The sequence below is a fragment of the Nonomuraea candida genome, assembly GCF_000725485.1.
Classification (GTDB): Bacteria; Actinomycetota; Actinomycetes; order Streptosporangiales; family Streptosporangiaceae; genus Nonomuraea; species Nonomuraea candida.
This window is the reverse complement of sequence record NZ_JOAG01000004.1, coordinates 335,310-357,873: the sequence shown is the minus strand read 5'-3', so window position 1 is coordinate 357,873 and position 22,564 is coordinate 335,310. Positions and strand designations below refer to the sequence as shown.

The window sequence follows — 22,564 nt, the reverse complement described above, 5'->3', positions numbered from 1 at the left end:
CGGGCACTGTCAACCTGCGGGATGCTCCGGGGCGGCCAGCTCGGCGACGGGGATCCGGCGGAAGGCGATGCTCTCGTACGGGCCGAAGTTCCCCGTCTCGTACAGCAGGCCCACCGTCTCCCCATCCACCCGCACCAGGTCGGAGTAGGCGGCGGGCAGCCCGGACACCGTGTGCGCCGGCCGCCAGGTGAGGCCCTGGTCGTGGCTGGCGCGCACCGTCATCAGGGCCCGCGCGTCGGGGGCCGCCGGGCCGGAGAACAGCAGCACGTCCGGCGCGTCGCACCACAACACGCTGCCCTCCACCACCGGGCCGACCAGCCCGGCCTGCGGGCGGAAGGGCAGCTCCAGCGTCTGGCCGCCGTCGGCCGAGCAGGCGTCCGCCCTGGTGCCGGGGGCGGTGGAGTCGGTGCGGGTGTTGAGGTAGACGCGCCCGCCGGGCAGCTCGGCGCCCGTGGTCTCGTTGACGTTGACGTAGCCGTCGGGGTTGTCGTCGACGTACCCGATGCGCCAGGTCTGCCCGCCGTCGTCGCTCAGCAGGCAGTGGCCGCCGTTGTACTTGCCCTCGGTGCCGTTGTCCTGGCCGGCCGGGGGCAGCGAGTGGTTGGCGGGGACCAGCAGGCGTCCGGCGTGCGGGCCGTGCCGCAGGACGAGCGCGTGCCCCGGCGTGGTCGCGTACCAGCGCCACTCGGGGCGCTTCACGCTCGCGGTGATCTCGCGGGGCTCCGACCAGGTGACCCCGTCGTCCGCGCTGACCGTGACGAACACCCGCCGCCCGTCCGCCGCCGCCACCTGGCCGCGCCTGATCTTCTCCTCGGTCGCCGACGGGCCCTGCCGGACGAAGACCAGCACGATCCTGCCGTCGTCCAGCACCATGGGCGCCGGGTTGCCCGCCGTGCCCCGGCGCGGCTCCGTGGCCACGACCTGCAACTCGCCCCACGTCCTGCCGCCGTCGGACGATCGTTTGAGCACCAGGTCGATGTGGCCGGAGTCGGAGGCCGAGCCGCGCCGCCCCTCCGCGAAGGCCAGCACCGTCCCGGCGCCCGTCACCACCGCCGCCGGGATCCGATAGGTGTGATAGCCGTCCATCGCTCGCCGGTACGGAACCGACGTCGGGTAACGATCCGCCATGCGCGCACGCTACGACCCCCGGGTTAACGGACCCCGACGCGAACCGTACGCGGAGACGAATGAGACCTCCGCCGGGAACAGCCCGCACGGGACCGTGCCGCCGAGGGGTCTCCCCCTCGGCGGCACGCCCCCTCCGGACGCCGGCTCATCGGATGAACGGCGTCCTCGCCCGGCTCCCGGCACAACGGACGGACACGATCCCGCCCGGGTGCCGGCTCAGCGGGCGAAGACGATCACGTTGTCGCGGTAGCCGCCGCGGGCGCGGTCGAACGTGCCGCCGCAGGTGATCAGCCGCAGCTCGGCGCCCCGTCCCGGACCGTAGACCTCCTTGTTCGGGATGCGGCTCTTCGGATAGCGGGCCAGGCGGCCGACCGTGAACGTGACCGTGCTGCCGTCGGCCCGATCGACGTGCACCCGGTCGCCCTTGCGGAGCCGGGGCAGGCGGTAGAACACCGCCGGGCCGGTCTTGGAGTCGACGTGACCCGCGATCACCGCCACCCCCTTCTCACCCGGCTCCGGCCCCGCCTTGTTCCAGCCCACCCGGTCGAACACGGTGGGCGCGACGAGCCGTCCCTTCCGGTCGAGCCGCAGCGGGATCACCCGGGTGGACAGCCCGATGGCCGGAATGCGCAACCGCACGGGCGCGGCCACATCACCGGCCGCCCGCACCCCACCTCCGGCAACCCGCACGGCCGCCGCCCGGCTCTCCCCGGCCGGCACCACCGCCGCCGCCCGGCCTTCCCCGCGCCGCACCACCGCCGCCGCCCGCTCTTCCCCGCGCCGCACCACCGCCGCCCGCTCTTCCCCTGGCCACACCATCCCTGCGCGACCTTGCCAGGCTCGTGCCGACGCCCCTGCCCGGCTTTCGCCGGTCCCGGGTAACGCCGCCCGGCCTGTCCTGGTCAGGGGTGCTTTCGTGTGGTTCTCCAGGGGTTGTGGCGTGAGTGTCCGGGGGGCTGCCGGAGTCGATGGGCCGGCGACGGACGAGGAGCCGGACGCCTTCGTGGTGGCAGTCCCACCGCTGTCGCCGGCGGCGCAGGCCGTGGCGGTGAGCGCGGTGCAGGTGGCGACTGCCAGAAGCATGCGTCGCACGGTCAGCCGCCCGCGAAGAACGTGCGCCGGACCCAGTAGCCACCGGCGGCGGCCAGCGCGGCACCCGCCAGGCTCAGCGGCACCAGCGGAGGCATCCCCCCGTCATCGGCCCCGCTCCCGGCGGACTCACCCACCGTGGCGTCGCTCACCTTGGCGACCTCCCCGACGGCGGCCTCCCCGGCGGCGGCCGCGCTCACCGCGGCTCCGTCTCCAGCGGCGCCGGCGCCGGCCGTCCCACCCAGCCCGGTGTCGACCCCACCGCGAGGAGCACCGTCATCGTCATCGTCGTCGTCGCGCGACGCCCCGCCCAGCCCGGTGTCGACCCCACCGCGAGGAGCACCGCCGTCGTCGTCATCGTCGTCGTCACGCGAGACCGCGCCACCTACCCCGGTGTCCACGCCGCCCCGAGGAGCGCCGTCATCATCATCGTCGTCGTCGCGCGACGCCCCGCCCAGCCCGGCGTCCACGCCGCCGCGAAGAGCGTCGTCGTCGTCATCGTCGTGCGCCTGGGTGGCGGACTGCACTCCCGCCGGTGGGGCCGCCTGGGCCGTCGTCGTCGTGAGGACGGCGCCGGTGGCCCCCACCCCCAGGGTGAGCGCGATGGCGAGCAGCCCCCGCCGTACTGCCTGATCCATGTGACCTCCCGAAATCGGCCGCGGGTTTCCGTGGCGATTTCAGGGTGTAGGCGAGGGGTTGGACCAATATGAGGGTGACATGAAAGGACTCTCACCCCCGGCGGCGGCGCCCGCTTCACCACCCCCCGGCGGTATGCGCCGACCGAGCGTGAAAGCATCTTTCCCATAGTCGGACGAGTGCGGGTGGAGGCGTGGGGTGGCTGACGAGTTCGACGTCATCGTGATCGGGGCGGGCCCCGTCGGTGAGAACGTCGCGGACCGGGTGGTGCGCGGCGGCCTGACGGCGGCGATCGTCGAGGAGCGGCTCGCCGGGGGCGAGTGCTCCTACTGGGCGTGCGTGCCGAGCAAGGCGCTGCTGCGCCCCATCGACCTGGCGGGCGAGGTGGCCCGGGTGCCCGGCCTCTCGCTCGGGCCGATCGACGCGGCCGCGGTGCTGGCCAGGCGCGACGAGGCCGTGTCCCACTATGACGACTCCAGCCAGGTGCGGTGGATCGAGGGCGTGCCGGTCGAGTTCGTACGCGGCCGCGGCCGCCTCGACGGCCCCAAGCGCGTACGCGTGACCACGCAGGACGGCGGCGAGCGCGTGCTGACCGCCCGCCAGGCCGTCGTGCTGGCCACGGGCAGCACCGCGGCCATCCCGCCCACCCCGGGGCTGGCCGAGGCCGCCCCCTGGACCAGCCACGAGGTGACGGCCGCCAGGTCGATCCCCGAGCGGCTGGTCGTGATCGGCGGCGGCGTGGTCGCCTGCGAGATGGCCCAGGCCATGCACGGGCTGGGCGCGCGCCGGACCACCGTCCTGGTGCGCGGTGGCGGCCTGCTCAACCGCATGGAGCCGTTCGCCGGCGAGCTGCTGGCGAAGTCGTTCGCCGAGGCGGGGATCGACGTGCGCACCTCCACCGACGTGGTCAGGGTCGAGCGGCCCGAGCCGGGCGGGAAGGTGACGGTGCACCTGTCGGAGGGCCCGCCGCTGGAGGCCGACGAGCTGCTGGTGGCGACCGGCCGCCGGCCCGCGACCCGCGACCTCGGGCTCGACACGGTGGGCCTGTCCGACCACGGGCCGATCGAGGTCGACGACAGCATGCGGGCCACCGGGGTCGCCGAGGGCTGGCTGTACGCCGCGGGCGACGTCAACGGGCGGGCGCTGCTCACGCACATGGGCAAGTACCAGGCCAGGGTGTGCGGTGACGTGATCGCCGCCCGGGCGCGGGGGGACGAGCTGCCCGCGATGCGCGACCTGGCGGACGGCTACGGGGCTCCCCAGGTCGTCTTCACCGACCCGCAGATCTGCGCCGTCGGCCGGACGGAGGAGGCGGCGCGCGCGGACGGCTTCCGGGTCCGGGTCGTGGACTACGACATGGGCGCGGTCACCGGGGCGTACCTACTGGGCGACGGCTACGTCGGCCGGGCCAGGGCGGTCGTGGACGAGGACAGGAAGGTGCTGCTGGGCGTCACGTTCGCGGCGCCGGGGGCGGCCGAGCTGCTGCACGCGGCCACGATCGCGGTCACCGCCGAGGTGCCGCTCGACCGGCTCTGGCACGCGGTGCCGTCGTTCCCGACGGTCAGCGAGGTGTGGCTGCGCCTGCTGGAGGCCTACGGCCTCTGAGAATCAGCCGCGGGCGACGTCCGTGCGGGGGAGCAGGGACCGGGGCGGTGGCGCGGTCTCGGTGCGGCCGGGACCGCCGCGTTCCCCCGACTGCAGCATCAGCTCCGCCACCGTCTCCTCGACGCTGTCACGCAGCTCCACGCGCGACAGCAGGTCCGTCAGCCGCAGCACCGACAGCAGGTGGCCGGAGGGCCGGACCACGAAGATCCGGCCGCCGCCCTCCTCCTCCATCCGCTGCATCGCCGTGGCGAGCACCCCGATGACCGACGAGTCGTAGAAGTCGAGGTCGGCCAGGTCGAACACGAGGACGGGCCCCGGCGACCACTCCCACACGGCGTTGATGCGGGCGCTGAACCGGACCCGGCCGGCGTGGTCGAGCACGCCGCTGGCGCGCATGACCGTGCATGAAAGATGCCGGGTCGTCTCGATTCGCAAACCGCTCCTGCCCACAGTGAACCACTGCCCGCTGAGCGGCGTTATCACAGTTGATCGCTGATTTTCCGGGTCCATTGAGCACCGGCGTCCCCGGGATTACCAAGAGGACCTCCGGCCAGCTTGCGCATGAGCGCGGCGAGGGTCTCCATCTCCTCGGAGGTGAGCGGGGAGGCCAGGCGGGCCAGGTTGGCGGCGTGCTCGGTGAGCGCGTCGTCGATGACCCGCAGGCCCTCCTCGGTCAGCTTGACGCGGAAGCTGCGCCGGTCGGCCGGGTCGAGGCTGCGCTCGACGAGGCCGGCGGCCTCCAGCCGGTCGAGCCGGTTGGTCATGCCGGCCCGCGACATCATCAGCACCTCCGACAGCTCGGAGGGGATCAATGTGTACGGCGGCCCCGCCCGCCGCAGCGCGGCCAGCACGTCGAACTCGCCCTGCCGCAGGCCGCGCTTGGTGAAGACCCGGTCCACCTGCGGCATGATCAGCCGGGTGAGCTGGGCGAGCCTGCCGAAGACGGCCATGGACGACAGGTCGAGGTCGGGCCGTTCGCGGCGCCACTGCTCGATGATCCGGTCGATGGCGTCACCCATGACCCCGCATCCTATGCGTCCGTGCCGGCGCCCGCCGTCAGTGGGACGTGCCGGACTCCAGGGTCGGCACGGCGTCCGGGCAGGGCGCCAGCAGGACCAGCAGCGGGGAGCCCGAGGGGCTGGGCAGCTCCAGCTCCGTGATGTTGCCCAGCACGCGCTGCCGCACCTCCCCCATGTCCCCGTCCCTGACGCTGAGCACCCGCTGCACCGACGGCGCGGCGGAGTGCAGCAGCTTCCTGGTGGCGTGCCGCAACCAGCGCAGCTCGCTGTTGACCCGCCGCCACGTCGCGGGGATCACGCTCACCGCCTCGGCCTTGGTGCCGAGCCTGAGCGTGATGCGGCCGCTCGACCCGAACCTGTCCTTCAGCACCGGGTTGACCAGGAACATGCCGGAGCGCAGCGCGCGCGGGCCCTGCCGGTTGACGTTGGCCAGGCCGCCCGCGCTGATCAGCGAGTACAGCTCGCAGCGGGACCCGTCGAGCGTGTCGGGGTCGTAGTCGCTGCGCGGCGGCTCCTCGAACACGACCTTGTCCAGCCGTATTCCGGCCACCCCGTCCGGCGCGACCCGGCCCGCCACCGCGCGGCGCACCTCCTCGCAGACGCCGTCGCCCTCGGTGATGTCCAGCGCCTCGACGCAGATGAGGCCGTCGTCGGGGATCTCCTCGGGCGACAGGTCGAAGGCCACCCTGGCGTGTGCCTTCCTGCCGCGCAGCAGCACGCACTGGCGCAGCCGTCCCTGCGAGCGGATCTGCACGAGGCGGGGCAGCGGGCTCGCCTCGGTACGCCCGGTGTGCCAGCCGCTCACCGAGCGGTCGTCGGCCGACAACGACACCTGCACCCGCAGCGCCCGCCCCTGCGCCGCCACCTTGAACCCGGCCAGCCCCGACGTCTCGAACCTGCCCACGATCTGGCTCCCGCGATGGAGCCGGTCGGTCACCTGCAACGTGGGGACCCGGCCGCTGGTCAGGTGCGCGGGCGGGATGGCGGGAAGGACCACCGGGTCCAGCTCGCTGACGCTCCCGGCCGGACGGATCGGCGCGCCGCCGGTCGCGGGGGCACCCGGACCGCCGGTCGCATGGGCGGCCGGGTCGCCGGCCGGGAGGGTGGCGGGGCCGGGGCCGCTCGTCGGGTGTGCGGCGGGTTCTGAGCTGCTCATCTGGTGCTCCTCGACGGGGTGAGTGTGATGGCCGGCCCGGCCGGGTGGTGGAAGTCGAAGCGGGTGAGCACGGGTTCGCGCCGCTCCCACATGCGGCCGACCGCGCTGTACAGGGGATCGCCGTCGCATTCGGCGTGCCGCAGGCCGACGGCCAGCGCCCGGGCGTAGTCGTCGCCGTGCTCCCAGTGGGGCAGGAGCGAGCTGGGCACGTCCGCGCCGCAGTGGCGCAGCCAGAGCCACAGCCGGGCCCGCTCGCGCTGCTCCGGGCCGAGCAGCGACTCGCCCTTGGCGTGCCGGGCGATGGCCTCCTCCAGCAGCAGGCGGTGCTCGTGCGGCGAGCCGGGCACGTGCGTGGCGCCGCAGGCGCGGCCCTCCGACCAGCCGGCCTGGATGACGGGGACGCCGAAGGCGGGCAGGTCGCTCTCGCCGAACGCCACGCAGGCGTCGGCCATGCTCCACAGGATGCTGGCCGACGTCCCCCGCCCCACCCGCCTGATCCGCCCGTGCTCAGGGACGGGGAGGGCATGGCCTTCCGCGGGCGTGCCGGGCTCGCCGGTGGGGACGGGGTCCAGGAACAACCAGTTCGCGCGCTCCTCGGAGGCGGCGAACTCCACCGTCGTGCCGAACAGCTCCGCGTCCCGCTCGGGCGCGTGGCCGAACACGACGATCGTGGGCCGGTCGGGGTCGAGGCCGAGGCGGGCGCAGCCGTGGTGGCGGAGCTGGCGGCGCTCGGTGTCCGTACGGACCTGGTAGCCGCTCCCTGCGCGCCGCGCCACCCGGTCGGCGCCGGCCCGCAGCAGGTCGCGGTGCGGCCAGACGTGCCGCTCGAAGAACGCGCCGATCCTGGCGGGCAGCTCCTCCCCGATCGAGCACGGCCCCTGGTCCGGAAAGAGCGCGTACGCCCGAAGCGTCCCCGTCCCGTGCACGTGCACGACGGGGGCCGATCTGGTCACGTCCCGCTCGGCCCGGCTGGTGACGAGCGCGGCGGCCGCGTCGTACGCGCTCCTTTCCGGCCAGGGCCCGTGGTCCCAGGACGCGCCGAGCGCCTCGGCCAGCGGCCGCCACTCGGGCCTGGTCAGCGCGACCAGCCGGGCCGGCAGCAGCCCGCAGACCGCCTCGGCCACGAGCAGCGTCCGCGCCACGACCCGCAGATCCTCGTCGTACGCCTCCGCCACGACGAACCCACCCGAGCCACCGGAGCCACCGGGGACGCCGTCGAAGCCGTCGAAGGCGTCGCCCGAGGCGCGGCCGGAGCCGCCACCGGGGACGCCGTCGAAGGCGTGGTCGAAGGCGTTGCCGGCCCGCCGGCTCCGAGCGGCGGCGACCAGCCGATCGACCTGCCCGCCATCCCCGACGCGCCCCATAACGCCCCTCCACCCAGGCCAGGAAGAAATGCCCTGGTAGAGGTTGCCAGACCGGCCCGCGCCGCCCCTCCGGGCCACGCGCTTCTTTGCCGTCGCCTGACGCAATCACGCCCGCCCGAGAAGGTGACCACTCTCACAGCACCCTCAGGCTGCACGAACCCGGCTATGAGCCCCGAAAAATGCAGAAAAACCCCGGCGTAGTCGCAACATTCGCGCCCCAACAGGCGTCCAAGTTTTTACATGGGGCTGTCATGCCCGGGTTTAGGATGCACCTTAATGCCAGGATGGGGAGGGGTTTACCACCATGGGTTCCCGTATGTCGAGCCTCGCGCGCCTGACGGCGGCAGCGGCGGCGGCCGGTGTCGTGGCCGCGGCCATCGCACTGCCCGCGGTCGGGGGCACCGGAGCGATGTTCGTCTCGGCATCGGAGGACCTCGGGATCAAACCTGAGGAGCTCAAGGAGCCCCCGCTGGCCGAGCGGACGACGGTGGTCGACGCCAAGGGCAACGAGATCGCCTGGTTCTACGAGGAGTACCGCGAGAACGTCAAGCTCGACCAGATGGCCGAGATCATGAAGACGGCCATCATCTCGATCGAGGACTACCGCTTCTACGAGCACGGCGCGATCGACATCGAGGGCACCATCCGGGCCCTGGCCAAGAACCTCTCCTCCGGCGGCATCGCCCAGGGCGGCTCCTCGATCACCCAGCAGTACGTCAAGCAGGTGCTGCTCAACTCCGCCACCACCGAGAAGGAGAAGAACGCGGCCCTGGAGGCCAGCTACGCGCGTAAGCTGCGGGAACTGCGCTACGCGATGGCGGTGGAGGACAAGTACACCAAGGACGAGATCCTGGAGAAGTACCTCAACATCGCCTACTTCGGCGCCGGCGCCTACGGGGTGGAGGCGGCGGCCAAGCGCTTCTTCGGGGTCAGCGCGTCGGAGCTGGACCTGGCGCAGGCGGCGACGCTGGCGGGCGCGGTGCAGGACCCCAACGCCACCGACCCCAACCTGGGCAAGGCCCAGCGCACGAAGCTGCTGAACCGGCGCAACGTGGTGCTGGACCGGATGGCCGAGCTGGAGAAGATCACGCCCGAGCAGGCCGCCGAGGCCAAGGCGAAGAAGCTCGGTTACAAGGGCGTGCCGATCCCGGGCGGCTGCTCGGCCAGCAAGTATCCGTACTTCTGCGTGTACGTCCGCAACGAGGTGCTCCGCAACCCGATCTTCGGCAAGACGGCCAAGGCCAGGGAGCAGCTCCTCGACCGGGGCGGCCTGACGATCCAGACCACGCTCGACCCGAAGATGCAGCGCGCCGCCGAGCGGGCCATCAAGAAGCACGTGCACGCCTCGGACAACCCGGTCGCCTCCGAGGCGCTGGTGGAGCCGGGCACGGGCGCGATCAAGGCGATGGCCGCCAGCCGCGAGTACGGCACCAACAAGCGCAAGAAGGAGATGTCGTACAACGTCGTGGCGGACGCCGCGCACGGCGGCGGCACCGGCTTCCAGGCCGGCTCGACGTTCAAGACGTTCACGCTGGTCACGGCCCTCGCGGAGGGCATGAAGATCAACGACGGGTTCAGCGTGGGCAGCGGTTACCGGGCGCCGTACTACTCCACGTTCAAGAACTGCAAGGGCGAGAACATCGGCGACCCCAGCCACACCGTCACCAACGACGAGGGCGGCGGCGGCTTCAAGTCGCTGGCCACCGGCACGTGGGGCTCGGTCAACACCTTCTTCATGAAGCTGGAGGAGAAGGTCGGCCTGTGTGACACGGTCAAGACCGCCAAGTCGCTGGGCATCAAGCGCTCCGACGGCCTGCCGCTGCAGGAGTACTCCACGTTCACCCTCGGCACCAACGAGATGGACCCGGTGACCGTGGCCAACGCCTACGCCTCGATCGGCGCGCGCGGCAAGTACTGCGCGCCGATGGCGATCACGAAGATCACCGACCGCGACGGCAAGGTGAAGACCTACGAGCCCAAGTGCAAGCAGGCGCTGGACCCGGAGGTCGCCGACGCGGCGGCGAACATTCTGTCCGGCGTGTTCACCAAGGGCACGATGCGCGGGGTGGGCGGCATCGGCCGGCCCGCGGCGGGCAAGACCGGCACCACGGACGCGCAGGCCACGGCCTGGTTCGCCGGGTTCACCCCCGACCTGGCGGGGGCGGTCAGCATCGGCGACCCGCGCGGCGCGCAGAACCACAAGCTGAACAACGTCACCATCGGCGGCAGGTACTACCCGTCGGTCTTCGGCGCCTCGATCCCCGGCCCGATCTGGAAGGACACCATGATCGCGGCCCTGAAGGGCACCCCGGCGACCGACTTCACCCCGGTCAACCAGTCCCGCTTCGGCGGCTGCGGCTCGGGCTGCGCGCCCGTGCGGCAGGAGCGGCCGGAGCCGGGCGGCGACGGCGGTGACGCCGGCGACGGGCCGCTGGAGGACGTCGACATCGCCGACTTCGGCTGATCGGGTCGGCTCCAGCCGGCTGGAGCCGGCCTCGCCGGCTTCATCCGAATCCGGGTAGGAGGGTTTTCCTGATTGTCGGATAAGACAAAACGGTCATGCCGATATGGCGTGATCCACACCCGGCACAGAAACCTCTGAGGGTTACCACCGCCTCTAAGCTGAGCAAATTCGGAGTGCGTCCGCACAGTCGGACGCACTCCGTGCAAAGGCTCTATTAACAGCGGCGAAACATTGGTAACGTGGGAGCGCTCCCAGGATCTTTCCGCGAGGTGCTCCATGACCGAGCAGCCCACACTGGCACAGGTGGCGGCCGCTGCAGGGGTTTCCCCCGCGACCGCATCTCGAGTCCTCACGGGCTCGGTGCGGGTCAGTACCTCGACCCGCCGCCAAGTCTACGACGCCGTGTCCCGGATGGGATACGTCCGACAACGCGCACCCCGGGGAACGGCCGCCAAGACCATGGCCGACGGCGTCACAGCCGTAATCTGTGACCACCTGCCCCGGCTTTTCTCCGAGCCCTACTACGCCAGGCTCCTGTCCGCCGCGGGCGCCGTGATCGCAGAGCACGGCACCCACCTCATGGTGACCACCGTCACCCCGACCTCGTCCACGCTGCCGGCCCTGTCGGGCGCCGTGCTGATCGTGGGCGCCAGAGAGCGTCACCCCCTGGCGATCAAGTTATCCACCTCCGGCGTGCCGGTCCGCAACATCGGCCGCCCGCCGCACGACCTCAAGCTGCCGTTCGCCGACGTCGACAACCTCGACGGCGGCCGCCAGGCGGCCGAGCACTTCCTCCTCTCCGGCCGCCGCAACGTCGCCGCCATCGGCGGCCCGCCCTCCTTACCCGGCGCCCGCGACCGGCTGGAGGGGCTGATCCGCACCCTCCAGGCGGCGGGCGCTCCCGACGTGCCCGTGGCCTACGGCGACTTCACCGCCGCCTCGGGCACCCACGCCATGCAGTGGTTGTTACGCCACGCCCCCGGCCTGGACGCCGTCTTCGTCGCCTCCGACCTGATGGCGGCCGGCGCGATCCAGGCCCTGCGCAGGGCGGGCCGCAAGGTGCCCGCCGACGTGGCGGTGATCGGGTTCGACGACGCCCCGGTCGCCCGGCACACCGTCCCCGCCCTGACCACCATCCGCCAGCCCGTCGAGGAGCTCGCCACAGTGGCCACCCGGCTGCTGCTGACGGGCGCCGCGGGCATCGACCCCGTACTCCCCACGGAACTGGTCGTCCGTGAGTCGGCTTGAGCCTGGGGATGTGCTGGCCCGCAGGTATCTGTTGCTGGACCCGCTGGCCCGCGGGGGCATGTCGGTCATCTGGCGTGCCTTCGACCAGTCCCTGCACCGGATGATCGCGGTCAAGGTGCTCACGGCCTCGCTGCACACCGACCCGGGGCACCGGGTCAGCGTGCGCAGCGAGGCCCGCGCCGCGGCCCGGTTCATCCACCCCGATTCCATCGAGATCTACGACTACGGCGAGACGGTCACCACGAGCGGCGGCGTCGCGGCGTACGTCGTGATGCCGCTGCTCGACGGCACGCCGCTGGCCGAGCGCATCGAGCAGGGCCCGCTGCCGTGGCAGGAGGCGGCCGCCATCGCGCTGCGGCTGGCGCGGGTGCTGATGGCCGGGCACGCCCGCGGCTTGGTGCACCGGGACGTCACGGCGGAGAACGTGCTGCTCACCGACGCCGGTCCCAAGCTGCTCGACTTCGGCATCGCGGCGTGGGCCGGCGACCCCGACGACGACCGCGGGACCCCTCCCTACGTGGCTCCCGAGCGGCTGCTCGGCGCGCCGACCCATCCCGCGGTCGACGTGTACGCCCTCGGCGTGCTCCTGCACACCATGCTCACCGGGCGCACGCCGTACCCGGAGACCACGTGGGAGGAGATCGAGGCGGCCCGCCGGACCGAGCCGCCGCCCCGGCCGCCCGGCGTGCCGAACGCGATCGCCACCCTCTGCCGCCGCTGCCTGGCCCACGACCCCCGGGACCGGCCGACGGCGGCGCAGATCGTCTCCGCGCTGAACTCCGCGCTCGGCACCGCGGCGCTGGCCCGGCACGTGCGGCGCGGGCTGACGGTGGCGGGGTCGGCGGCCATCGCGCTGTCGGCGCTGCTGTGGTTCCAGCAGTCGGGGCCGTCCGTGCTGCAGCAGGCGCAGGAGCGGGTGCACGAGAAGGAGGGCGTCCAGCCGCCGCCCTCCTCCCCGCCTTCCGCGGGCCCGTCCGCGCCTTCCGCGGGCCCGTCCGGGAAGCCGTCCGCGCCGTCCCCGGAGGCGTCCGCGCCGTCCGGGGAGCCGTCCGCACCGGCGTCCGCGCCGGCCTCCTCCCCCTCGGCCCGGCTCATGGAGCGCGAGCCGGCCGGGGCGGTCACGGTCGAGCAGGCCGCCGCGCACTTCAAAACGGCCTTGTCGGCCAGGACGCCGTGCGGCGCGACGGACGACGACGTCGTGCTCGACCTGCGGCAGGTGCTGGACGACTCGCTGACGCCACGGCACGGCCCGTCCGACGCGCGCATGGCGGGCCTGCGCGAGAAGCTCTCCCAGCGCTGGCGCGAGGGCCGGCTCGCGCCGGCCTGCCTGAGCGAGCTGCAGGCCCGCCTGGACGACATCGACGCCGCCCTCCAGCGGGACTGACGGCCCGGCAGGACCGGCGGCTCCCGGCGGAACGCTCCGGCAGGACCGGCGGCACCCGGCGGAACGCTCCGGCAGGATCGGCGGCTCCCGGCGGGGGTGACGAGAAGACCGGCGGCATGGATGAGGGGTACGGCAGCACCAGCCGTACCCCTCCATCGCGCGGGACGGGCCCCTCGCACAGCGTGCCCGCGCGAGCTTCTATCCGCAGGTGTAACCGCTGGGCACCTGCGTGTTCCCGTCCGGCCTGGTGGCCTGGTAGCCGAAGGACGTGCTGGCGTTCGGCGCCAGGGTCGCGTTGTGCGCCAGCGGCCTGACGGTGACGGTGCCGCCGCTGACCGTGTAGCTCGCGTTCCACATGCCGGTGATGGCGTGCCCGGACGGCAGCGGGAAGGTGACCGTCCAGCCGTTCAGCCCCGAGGTGCCCCGGTTGGCGACGGTGACGGGCTGGACGACGTAGCCGGTGTTCCAGGCGGTCTGGGTGGTGGCGGTGGCCGCGCAGCCGCCGCCCCCGTTGCCCTGCTGGGTGGTCACGGTGACCGTGGTCGACTCGGGCGACAGGTTGCCCGCGCCGTCCCTGGCCCTGATCCGGTAGCGGTAGGTGGTGGCGGGGGTCAGGCCGCTGTCGGTGTAGGACGTGGTGGTGCTGGTGCCCACCCGGGTGAAGCTGTCACCGGTCGCCCGCAGGATGTCGTAGCCGGCCAGGCCGCTGCCGCCGGTGTCCGTGGAGGCGCCCCACGACAGGGTGGTGCCGGTCGCGGTGGTGCCGGAGGCGGACGGGTTGACCGGCGTCGTCGGCGGGGAGGTGTCGGTGCCGCCGCCGCCCGTGCCGAAGGAGAAGGAGTTGACGGCCAGGCCGGCGCCGCCGATCCAGGGCTCGAAGCCGGCCTGGACGCTGGTGAGGTACCACGACCGCTGCCCGTAGCCGCGGCTGACCACGTCGGAGTAGAAGGTGTCGATGGTGAAGTCCAGCGAGGTGGCGGTCGAGGTGCGCACGTACGAGATCACGTTCCAGCCGATGTTGCCGAACCAGACCTCCCAGGTGCCGCCGGCCAGGTTCGCGGTGCCGACCCGGGAGCCGATGGGCTGGATCGAGCCCTGCCGGTTGAGCCAGATCATCAGCTCGGCGCCGGTGTTCTGCCCGTCGGTGCGCGGCGTGGGGTCGAACCAGAGGTCGTAGGAGGCGTTGTAGGTGCCGGAGCCCGTGTAGCTCATGCTGACGCTGCTGCGCAGGGCCGCGAAGCCGCTCGCGCTGGCCTGCATGGGCAGGTTGCTGCCGGTGGTGCAGTTGGCGTAGTGGCAGCCGGCGTAGATCGACGGGTAGCCGGCGGGGGCGCCGCTGGTGGAGTTGTTGTGGGCGGCCTGGGTGATGGTGAAGCCGCCGTTCTGGTTGACGTCGATGCACTGGGCGGTGCTGGCGCCCCAGACGTTGTTCTGCACGATGTAGCGGTTGCCCTGGATGCCCGTGGAGCCGTACTTCTCGCAGATCACCGGCGCGGCCTGTGCCGTGGCGGCCCGGGCCGGCAGGGCGAACAGGGCCGTGCCGAGTAACGCGGCGACGACCAGGTGGATGTACGCGTACCTCATGGCGTGTTGCTCCCGCCTCTCTGACAGGTGAGTGTAGTGGGAGCGCTCCCAGACGTCAGCCTCCTCAGCCCGTCACGTCGCGGCAACCCCGGCGTACGGCCGGGCGACCAGGGGCGGGCGGCCACCAGCGGAAACCATGACCAAGATCGGCTGAAAGTTTCACGGGTCGTTGTCGGATCGCCGCCGAACGTGTTTCAATACGCAGGCCGGGCGGGCAGGTCTCGGGCAGGTTTCCTCTGTCGTCAGCGCAAGGGAATCTCCATGAGGTCATTCAAGTCGGCGGCGATCACCGCCGTCCTGGTCCTGATCACTACTGTCTTGATGGTCCCGACTCAGGCGCAGGCCCACGGCGTGTCGATGTTCCCCGGCAGCCGTACGTTCCTGTGCTGGCAGGACGGCCTGCGGGACAACGGGCAGATCCTGCCCTACAACCCCGCCTGTGCCGCCGCGGTCAACCAGAGCGGCACGACCCCTCTCTACAACTGGTTCGCGGTGCTGCGCTCCGACGGCGCGGGCCGGACCACCGGATTCATCCCCGACGGCCAGATCTGCAGCGGCGGAACCGGCGGGCCCTACGACTTCTCGGCCTACAACGCGGTCCGCAACGACTGGCCGCTGACCCACTTGACCTCCGGGGCCACCATCCAGATGCGGCACAGCAACTGGGCCGAGCACCCGGGCTCGTTCAAGTACTACGTCACCAAGAACGGCTGGAACCCCAACGGGCCGCTCAAGTGGTCCGACCTGGAGCAGTTCGGCAGCGTCACCAACCCGCCCAAGTCCGGCGGGGCGGGCGGGCTCAACTACTACTACTGGAACGCCCAGCTCCCGTCCGGCAAGAGCGGCCGGCACATCATCTTCACCCACTGGATCCGCTCGGACAGCAACGAGAACTTCTACAGCTGCTCCGACGTCGTCTTCGACGGCGGCAACGGCCAGGTGACCGGGGTGGGCCCCGGCGGCAGCTCCCCTTCCCCTGACCCCAACCCGACCATCACGCCCACCGACCCGCCTCCCCCGGGCGCCTGCACGGCGACGTGGAAGGCCACCGACACCGGCTGGGCCGGCCACTTCCAGGGTGAGGTGACCGTGAAGAACACCAGCACGAGCCCGATCAACGGCTGGACGGTCAAGTGGACCTACAGCGGCGGGCAGGGCTTCGAAGGCTCGCCGTGGAACGGCGTGCTGACCGGGCAGCCGCCCAACGTCACGGTCAAGAACGCCACTCACAACGGGCAGCTCGCGCCGAACGCCTCGGCCACGTTCGGGTTCAACGCGACCGGCTCGATCCCGTCCACGGCCCCGACCCTGACCTGCTCCAGCCCGTGATCAAGTCCCGTCGCGGGCTCGTCGCGGCGATCGTCACCCTGGCCTGCCTGACCCTGGCCGGGGTGACGTTCCTTGTCGGCAGGCAGCCCTCATCGCAGCTCGACGAGGAGCTCGCCGCGCAGGTGACCCTGATACTCGAACAGGCCTCGCCCGGCGAGCACCACGCCCACGGCCACAGCTTCGACTCGCGCGTCGTGTGCGCCGTGGAGCCCTTCGGCACCGAGCCCCCCGGCGCGGCCTCCCTGGTGGAGGTGCGGTGGGTCTACGCCCGCCACATGTGCGCCATCACCGGGGAGAGCCCCGAGTGGGCGGCCTCCGTCCGCGCCTCGGGGCCGATCGCCGTCAAGATCGACATCCCGCCCCAGGTCAGGGTGCCGGCGCCGGGCGCCGGCTATCCGGACCGGGTCAGGCAGCTCATCCCCGAGCGCTACCACGAGGCGGCGTTCGAGGAGTTCTCGGACGACGCGGCGATCGAGGCGGCGCGGGAGAGGTTCGCGCTGGTCTCCTCGACCGCCAAGTAGGCGCATCAGCGCGATGCACACACACAAACGGACGCGGCCGGCGTGGAGGTGCCGGCCGCGTCCGTCCCATCCGGGCGGGGATGGTGCCGGGCAGTACTTGGATCGGTTCTGCCTCACCTCCTCATACGCGGGGACAGGTCAGGTGGTCCGGGTGCCGCCGTGCGACGTTGGAACCGCCCCCGCCGCTACTGCGGCGGGGGCGGGGTCCTGGCTCAGGCGGGGGTGCAGGTGATCTCGGGGGTGGTGGACGTGCCACTGGCGATGAAGCCGAACGTGGTGGTCGCGGAGGGCGCGAGCGCGCCGTTCCACGCCTCGTTCCGCACCGTCACCGTGCCGCCGGACGTGGTGTGCCTGCCGCCCCAGAGCTGCGTGATCGAGTTCTGGGAGCTCCAGGCGACCGTCCAGGCGCTGATCGCGGACGTGCCGGCGTTCTTCACCGTCACCTCCGCCTGGAACGCGCCGCTCCACGAGTTGACCACCTTGTACGTGGCCACGCACCCGCCGCTCTGGGCGTCGGTGGTGGTGAACGCGGTGCCGTCGGAGGCGGCCGAGCTGTTGCCCGCCGCGTCCCTGGCCACCACGGTCACCGTGTAATCGGTCCCGGGCGTCAGCCCGGTCAGGTCGAACGACGTCGTCGTCGCGGTGCCCGCCTTCGTGGCCCCGAGATAGACGTCGTAGCCGGTCACGCCCACGTTGTCGGTGGACGCCGCCCAGCTCACCCGGGCACCCGTCGCGGTGATCCCGGACACCGAGGGTTTGCCCGGCTTGCTGGGCGGCGTCCCGTCCACCGTGTCCGTGGTGGTGAACGCCGTGCTGTCGGACGGAGCCGAGGTGTTGCCCGCCGCGTCCTTGGCCACCACGTGGGCGGCGTAGTCCGTGGCAGGGGTGAGACCGCTCAGGTCGAAGGAGTTGGTCGTGGCCGTGCCTACCTTCGTGGACCCCAGGTAGACGTCGTAACCGGTGACGCCGACGTTGTCGGTCGAGGCGGTCCAGCTCAGCTTGGCCGATGTGCCCGTGATGGCCGTCACCGCGGGCTTGCCCGGTTTGCTGGGCGCCGTCTCGTCCTCCTCCTCCGGACCCGGCGGCTCACCCCAGATCTTGGTGGCGCCGCTGTACAGCGTGATGTTCTCCGTCCGCGCCGGCGTCGTGCCGGGCGTGGTCGGGATGCCGCGGTAGGACCAGTCGTTCGACGGGTCCCAGGTGCCCGCGCTGCTGATCCGGAACTGCACCTCCCTGCGGTGCTGCGACTGCCCGGCGGGCGCGATGTCCTGCCCGGAGCAGTCGATCGACACGTAGTACGTGCTCCCGCCCGCCGGGTGCAGCGTCGGCGCCTTGCACTGCGTGTACGCCGACGACACGCTGATCTGCGAGGCGGTCGTCGAGCCGTCGAGGGTGAAGTAGTAGCGGAACGAGCCGTCGGACAGGACCCTGGCGGGCCAGGCCGACTGGTTGCGGACGATGGCCTTGATCTCGGTGAACGTGCTGCCGGAGGCGTTCACGCCCGCCTCGACGAAGATCTCCGGCCCGTCCGGGGTCTCCTCCGGCGGGAAGTTCGCCGCCGGCGCGCCGCCGTACTCGCGGTAGAGGCGGGCCAGCGCGCTGGTGAAGCCGGCGTTGTAGTCGGTGGCGACCTCGTTCATGACGTAGTCGTCACGCTTGTCGGTGTAGGCGTCGTCGGGGCTCGGAGGGCCGCCGACGAGGGCGCCGTACAGGGTGTGGCGGGTCTGCTCGGGGTTGGTGAGCTGGTCGGTCCACGAGCCGTGCGCCGTGCGGTGGTGCGGGTTCTTCGGCGGGTTGGCGCCGAAGCCGACCACGTAGGAGGAGTTGCGCGGGTTGTCGCCGAGCGCGTAGTTGATCTGCCGCACCGCGAAGTCGTGGTAGCGGGCCTTGCGCGTGGCGTCGGTGATCGTGTCGCTGTGCACGAGCGCGGCGAACGCGGTGTTGGCCGCGTAGCGCAGCGAGCCCCACCGGTCCAGGACGGCCTGGCCGCCCGGCGAGTACGGCACCTTCTGGCCGTTCACGCCGACCGTCCAGTAGTCGAGCCAGCGGTTGGCGTCGTCGAGGTACTGCTGCTTGCCGGTCAGCTTGTGCAGCAACACGTACGCGCCGTACGCCTTGTCGTCCCAGGCGATCGTCCACTTGTACGACTTGGTGCTGCTCTGCGGCTCGGTGCCCAGGTTGGCGTAGCCGCTCTCGGCCTTGGCCAGGTAGGAGGCGTCGTTCGTGGCCCGGTAGAGCCAGATCGCGCCCCACACCAGCTCGTCGTTGTAGCCGCTCCAGGAGTTGTAGAAGCTGGAGGCGTCGGTGATGCACTCGCTGTACTTCTTCCTGACCGTGTCGGCGAAGGAGTAGAGCTGCTTGGCGTGCGTCACCAGCGTGTCGGCGTACGACGGGTTGGTCGGGCGGAAGACGATCGACGAGGCCGCCATCGCCGCCGCCGTCTCACCGGCCAGGTCCGACCCGCCGCAGGAGGCGTCGATCTTGTACGCCGGCCGGTTCATCGCCATCGCCTCGGCCGGGCCCCACCAGGCGTGGTCCGCGCCGCCGTTGCCGACCTGCCCGTAGAGCACGTTCGGCGACGGGTGGGCCTTGATGAAGTAGTCGTTGACGAACTTGAGGTTGTTGAGCAGGTGGGTGAGCTGGCCGGAGGCGGCGTAGGCGTCGCGGTACTCCACCGCGCCCCAGGCCAGCATGGTGGCGGAGAACGCCATCGGGAAGCCGAACTTGACGTGGTCGCCCGCGTCGTACCAGCCGCCCGTGAGGTCGACCCCGACGTCCTTGCCGTCGTTCATGCCCGAGTTGCCGCGCCAGGAGACGCGGTTCCAGGCGGGCAGCGCGCCCGACTGCTGGGCCTCGTAGAACCACAACGACTTCTGCAGCGCCTCGCCGTAGGAGAAGGCGGGCGCCGCCTGCGCGGTGGCCGCGTGGGCCGCCGGCCCCGCCGCCGTCCCGAGGGACAGCGGCAGGACCAGCGACGCCGCGGCGATCAGTGCTGCTTTTCTCACGGGAAGAGCCGCCCGTACTCGGCCAGGGCGACGGCGACGTCCACCTGCGCCCAGAACCGGTGGTAGTTGAAGACCGGCGCGGGGCCGGTGCCGTTCAGGAACGCCTGGACCTTCGGCCAGTCCGGGTCGTCCTCGTAGAAGGACCTGATCGACAGGAACGTGGAGTTCGAGTTGATCGGGTCGCCGTTGGGCATCTCGCCGCTCCAGCCCGGCGGCACGTAGACCGGGTCGTCCACGCGCTGGTAGTCGGTCTTGGTCTCCGGCACCGACACGCCCTTGTCGTCGCGGTTCTCCCAGACGCCGTCGAGCAGCGCCTTGGCCGTGTCACGGGCCTCGGCGTGGTTGGCCCTGGCCGCGTAGTACATCAGCACCTTGGCGTACGCGCCGGCGACGCCGACGTCCTGCGTGTGGTCCACGACGGTCACGTGCAGGTCCGGGTTGGCCGGCGGCATGCCGCTCGTGGAGCTGAAGCTGCCGACGGGCTGGCCGGTCCAGCGCAGCGTGGAGGGGATCTGGTAGCTGCCGTCGGGGTTGATCGTGGTGTTGTCCAGCGCCCACGCGACCCACTTGTCGAGCAGCGCCTTGGCGTCGGCGTTGCCGGTGGCGTAGTAGAGCTGCGCCACCCGGTCCATGGTCCACGCCTGGAAGCCGAACCACTGGTTCGACGGCGGGTCGTGGTAGACCGGCTGCCAGTCATAGGCCATGCCGTGGAACTTCGGCAGGTTCGCCGGAGGCGTGGCATAGGCGCCGTTCCAGCTGTTGGTCGCGCCGCCGGCGATCGCCCCCTCGGCCGACTGCAGCCAGGTGTAGAACTGCAGCTGCCTGGTGAGGCTGGTGTTCCAGTCCGCCGCGCCGGTCGAGCTCTTGGGCCGCAGCTCGGTCACGTTGGACAGCGCCCAGGCCGCGAACGGGTTCTGGTAGCCGGAGTGGTTGTGGCTGGAGCCGATGCGCCAGGCCCACCCGGCGCTGGAATCGGTCGCGCCGCCCCAGGCGTAGTACCAGCTCAGCAGGTAGTTCGAGGCGTTCTTACCGGTGCCGGCCGGGCACGAGGGGCTCGTGCACCCGGGCTGCTTGAAGTACTTGTCGTACATCGCGTACCGCAGGTAGTCGCCCATCTTGGCGGCCTTGGCCACGGTGGCGGAGATCTCCCCGGCCTTGTTCTGCTCCTTGGCCCAGGTCAGCGCCCAGTAGGCGGCCTGGACGGCGCGGGCGTCGGCGTCGGGGGCGTTGGTGTACTTCCACTGCTTGGCGTACGAGGCGTCCTTGGTGAACAGGTCCAGGTAGCCGTTGGGTCCGCCGTGGGCGAAGGTGTCGCAGGACGGCTGCGGGATCGTCTCGAAGACCGACTCCTCCGGGCCGCGCTGGTAGGTGTTGATGTAGGCGGGCCTGGTCGTGCCGTCGCCGCAGCGGCCGAAGCCGTAGGTGTTGTCGACGTCCAGCAGCCAGTGCATGCCGTAGATGTCACGGGTGCCGTACGCGCTCTGCAGCTCGCCCGCGATCGGGTCGGTGCCGACGCTGACCCCGCTGTCGAGCTGCGACGGGTAGTTGCTGATCGCGTTGTGCTCGGGCGCGTACGTCGCCGGCTTCGAGGGGTTGTAGAACGAGTTCGTCGGCTGGTCGGCGGTGGCCGGGATGATGTACTTCTCCATCGACGCCCACGCGTTGTTGAACTTCGACCAGTCGCCGGTCACCCGCCCGTAGGCCGCCTCCAGCCACAGGTAGTAGCTGTAGGCCTCGGACGTGGTCTCGTGCCCGTGGTCCGGCGCCTCGACCATGAACGTCTCTACCGAGTGGTAGGGCACGCCCTCGGGCGAGAAGTAGCCGTTGGCCGGGTCGTGCAGCTCGTTGTAGAGCTCCACGAAGCGCTTGACGTACACGTTGTCCTCGCCGGCGTCGTCGTCCGCCTCGTTGGCGGTCACGTCCACGGCGGTGTAGCCGGTGGCGCTGACCCGGAAGACGGCCGAGCCCGAGGTCGTGTCCTCGTCGTTCGCCGCGCTGATGGAGACGTTCTGCGCCGTGTTCCAGTTGGACGGCGTGAAGGTCCTGGTCGCCGGGGCGACGACCGCCAGGTCGCTGTCACCGCTGGCGCGGGCGACGGAGACGGTCACGTTCGCGGAGGGCGCCTGCGACAGCCGTACGCCGAAGCTCGCGTTGCCCGTCTCGGGCACCGAGATCGTCGTGGGGCTCACCACGAGCGCCGGGCCGCTGTCCGGGGCGACCGTGATGCCGACCGGCGCGGAGGTGGTGACCAGGCCGGAGTTGTCGGTGGCGCGGGCGGTGATCGAGTAGCTGCCGGCCGCGACGTTCGTCCAGCTGTAGTTGTACGGGGACGAGGTGTCGGTGCCCAGCAGGGTGGAGCCCTGGTAGAAGTCGACCTTGGAGACGGTGCCGTCGGCGTCGGCGGCGTTCGCCGCGATCGGCACGGTGGCCGGGGCGGTGAACCGCTGGCCGGCGGTGGGCGAGGTCAGCGAGACCGTCGGCGCGGTGCCGGGGCCGGTGTCGCCGCAGGTGACGCCGTTGACGCTGAAGGAGGCCGGGCTCGGGTTGCTGCCCGTCCAGGTGCCGTTGAAGCCGATGTTGGTGGAGGCGCCGGTGGCCAGGCTGCCGTTCCACGGCATGTTGGTGGCCGTCACGCGGGTGCCCGACTGGCTCCAGTTCGCGCCCCAGCCGGACGGCGTGTACCGCTGGCCCGTGGTCGGGAAGTCGAAGGCCAGCGTCCACGACGTGATGGGGTCGCCGGTGTTCTTCAAGGTGAGGTTCGCGGTGAAGCCGCCCTGGCCCTGGCCGCTGGTCCACTGGTTGGCCGCGTACGTCACGTCGCACGCCACGGCCGCCCGGGCGGGCAGCGCCACGACCGCCGAGGTCGCGCTCGCGACGAGGACGAGAGACGCCGCCACGGCGAACCGCCTCGATAAGCGCGTCAAAAGGGAAGGAGGTCTGTACTTCACGGGGTCTCCATGGGAGTAGGGGTGTGGGAGCGCTCCCAAAGTGGATTGTGGGTGCGCCCCGGCGTATGTCAACGGAATGCCGTC

At 71.7% G+C, this 22,564-nt stretch carries 16 protein-coding genes; 6 read left to right on the top strand and 10 right to left on the bottom strand.

Annotated features, from left to right (window positions below):
• Positions 1-9: 9 nt before the first annotated feature.
• The 3 genes from IO39_RS03455 to IO39_RS03445 all read right to left on the bottom strand — a co-directional run bounded on the left by IO39_RS03455 (position 10) and on the right by IO39_RS03445 (position 2,855).
• Positions 10-1,128, bottom strand: a complete 1,119-nt coding sequence (locus IO39_RS03455) for a sialidase family protein (protein ID WP_043615578.1) — start codon at positions 1,126-1,128, stop codon at positions 10-12.
• Between the two features lie 216 nt (positions 1,129-1,344).
• Entirely contained in the window at positions 1,345-1,947 is a 603-nt protein-coding gene (locus IO39_RS03450; protein ID WP_084772179.1) for a class F sortase, read from the bottom strand.
• Between the two features lie 275 nt (positions 1,948-2,222).
• Positions 2,223-2,855, bottom strand: a complete 633-nt coding sequence (locus tag IO39_RS03445; protein WP_043615575.1) for a hypothetical protein — start codon at positions 2,853-2,855, stop codon at positions 2,223-2,225.
• Between the two features lie 196 nt (positions 2,856-3,051).
• Between IO39_RS03445 and IO39_RS03440 the strand changes: the two genes are divergently transcribed.
• Positions 3,052-4,458 carry a dihydrolipoyl dehydrogenase family protein gene (locus IO39_RS03440; protein WP_043615572.1) on the top strand — a complete coding sequence of 469 codons (1,407 nt, stop codon included), beginning with the start codon at positions 3,052-3,054 and terminating at the stop codon, positions 4,456-4,458.
• Between the two features lie 3 nt (positions 4,459-4,461).
• Here IO39_RS03440 and IO39_RS03435 read toward each other — a convergent pair whose 3' ends face one another.
• From IO39_RS03435 to IO39_RS03420, 4 genes are read right to left on the bottom strand one after another with little or no spacing between them, the layout of a single operon-like run.
• On the bottom strand, positions 4,462-4,968 hold the full coding sequence (locus tag IO39_RS03435; RefSeq protein ID WP_084772177.1) for an STAS domain-containing protein: 507 nt from the start codon (positions 4,966-4,968) through the stop codon (positions 4,462-4,464).
• Positions 4,938-5,477 carry a MarR family winged helix-turn-helix transcriptional regulator gene (locus IO39_RS03430; protein ID WP_063765202.1) on the bottom strand — a complete coding sequence of 180 codons (540 nt, stop codon included), beginning with the start codon at positions 5,475-5,477 and terminating at the stop codon, positions 4,938-4,940. Before IO39_RS03430 ends, IO39_RS03435 begins: the two co-directional genes overlap by 31 nt.
• Positions 5,478-5,514: 37 nt before the next feature.
• Positions 5,515-6,633: a hypothetical protein gene (locus IO39_RS03425; RefSeq protein ID WP_043615566.1), complete on the bottom strand. Its 1,119-nt coding sequence runs from the start codon at positions 6,631-6,633 to the stop codon at positions 5,515-5,517.
• Positions 6,630-7,997, bottom strand: coding sequence for a hypothetical protein (locus IO39_RS03420; protein WP_043615563.1), 1,368 nt, complete (start codon positions 7,995-7,997; stop codon positions 6,630-6,632). Before IO39_RS03420 ends, IO39_RS03425 begins: the two co-directional genes overlap by 4 nt.
• Before the next feature lie 316 nt (positions 7,998-8,313).
• Between IO39_RS03420 and IO39_RS03415 the strand changes: the two genes are divergently transcribed.
• The 3 genes from IO39_RS03415 to IO39_RS03405 all read left to right on the top strand — a co-directional run bounded on the left by IO39_RS03415 (position 8,314) and on the right by IO39_RS03405 (position 13,093).
• The gene (locus tag IO39_RS03415; RefSeq protein ID WP_043615560.1) at positions 8,314-10,461 is read left to right on the top strand and encodes a transglycosylase domain-containing protein; all 2,148 of its coding nucleotides are present in this window, start codon (positions 8,314-8,316) and stop codon (positions 10,459-10,461) included.
• Positions 10,462-10,737: 276 nt separating this feature from the next.
• Positions 10,738-11,709, top strand: a complete 972-nt coding sequence (locus IO39_RS03410; protein WP_043615559.1) for a LacI family DNA-binding transcriptional regulator — start codon at positions 10,738-10,740, stop codon at positions 11,707-11,709.
• Positions 11,710-11,719: 10 nt separating this feature from the next.
• The gene (locus IO39_RS03405) at positions 11,720-13,093 is read left to right on the top strand and encodes a serine/threonine-protein kinase (RefSeq protein WP_052422389.1); all 1,374 of its coding nucleotides are present in this window, start codon (positions 11,720-11,722) and stop codon (positions 13,091-13,093) included.
• A 198-nt stretch (positions 13,094-13,291) separates the two neighbouring features.
• Here the strand turns inward: IO39_RS03405 and IO39_RS03400 are convergent, their stop codons facing one another.
• On the bottom strand, positions 13,292-14,677 hold the full coding sequence (locus IO39_RS03400) for a glycoside hydrolase family 12 protein (RefSeq protein ID WP_043615552.1): 1,386 nt from the start codon (positions 14,675-14,677) through the stop codon (positions 13,292-13,294).
• Between the two features lie 261 nt (positions 14,678-14,938).
• Here IO39_RS03400 and IO39_RS03395 point away from each other — a divergent pair, with 261 nt between their 5' ends.
• On the top strand, positions 14,939-16,006 hold the full coding sequence (locus tag IO39_RS03395) for a lytic polysaccharide monooxygenase (protein ID WP_043615549.1): 1,068 nt from the start codon (positions 14,939-14,941) through the stop codon (positions 16,004-16,006).
• Entirely contained in the window at positions 16,003-16,527 is a 525-nt protein-coding gene (locus tag IO39_RS03390) for a hypothetical protein (RefSeq protein WP_043615546.1), read from the top strand. Before IO39_RS03395 ends, IO39_RS03390 begins: the two co-directional genes overlap by 4 nt.
• Positions 16,528-16,739: 212 nt before the next feature.
• Here IO39_RS03390 and IO39_RS03385 read toward each other — a convergent pair whose 3' ends face one another.
• Both IO39_RS03385 and IO39_RS03380 read right to left on the bottom strand, forming a co-directional pair.
• Complete coding sequence (locus IO39_RS03385; RefSeq protein ID WP_439331467.1) at positions 16,740-19,586, bottom strand: glycoside hydrolase family 9 protein; 2,847 nt, start codon at positions 19,584-19,586, stop codon at positions 16,740-16,742.
• Positions 19,529-22,429, bottom strand: coding sequence for a glycoside hydrolase family 48 protein (locus tag IO39_RS03380; protein ID WP_245641782.1), 2,901 nt, complete (start codon positions 22,427-22,429; stop codon positions 19,529-19,531). Before IO39_RS03380 ends, IO39_RS03385 begins: the two co-directional genes overlap by 58 nt.
• Positions 22,430-22,564 lie beyond the last annotated feature (135 nt).

Coding starts and splice junctions, on each gene's coding strand:
- IO39_RS03430 (WP_063765202.1), bottom strand. CDS start 5,477: ATGGGTGACGCCATCGACCGGATCATCGAGCAGTGGCGCCGCGAACGG.
- IO39_RS03420 (WP_043615563.1), bottom strand. CDS start 7,997: ATGGGGCGCGTCGGGGATGGCGGGCAGGTCGATCGGCTGGTCGCCGCC.
- IO39_RS03455 (WP_043615578.1), bottom strand. CDS start 1,128: ATGGCGGATCGTTACCCGACGTCGGTTCCGTACCGGCGAGCGATGGAC.
- IO39_RS03395 (WP_043615549.1), top strand. CDS start 14,939: ATGAGGTCATTCAAGTCGGCGGCGATCACCGCCGTCCTGGTCCTGATC.
- IO39_RS03410 (WP_043615559.1), top strand. CDS start 10,738: ATGACCGAGCAGCCCACACTGGCACAGGTGGCGGCCGCTGCAGGGGTT.
- IO39_RS03445 (WP_043615575.1), bottom strand. CDS start 2,855: ATGGATCAGGCAGTACGGCGGGGGCTGCTCGCCATCGCGCTCACCCTG.
- IO39_RS03450 (WP_084772179.1), bottom strand. CDS start 1,947: ATGGTGTGGCCAGGGGAAGAGCGGGCGGCGGTGGTGCGGCGCGGGGAA.
- IO39_RS03435 (WP_084772177.1), bottom strand. CDS start 4,968: ATGGACCCGGAAAATCAGCGATCAACTGTGATAACGCCGCTCAGCGGG.
- IO39_RS03400 (WP_043615552.1), bottom strand. CDS start 14,677: ATGAGGTACGCGTACATCCACCTGGTCGTCGCCGCGTTACTCGGCACG.
- IO39_RS03425 (WP_043615566.1), bottom strand. CDS start 6,633: ATGAGCAGCTCAGAACCCGCCGCACACCCGACGAGCGGCCCCGGCCCC.
- IO39_RS03415 (WP_043615560.1), top strand. CDS start 8,314: ATGTCGAGCCTCGCGCGCCTGACGGCGGCAGCGGCGGCGGCCGGTGTC.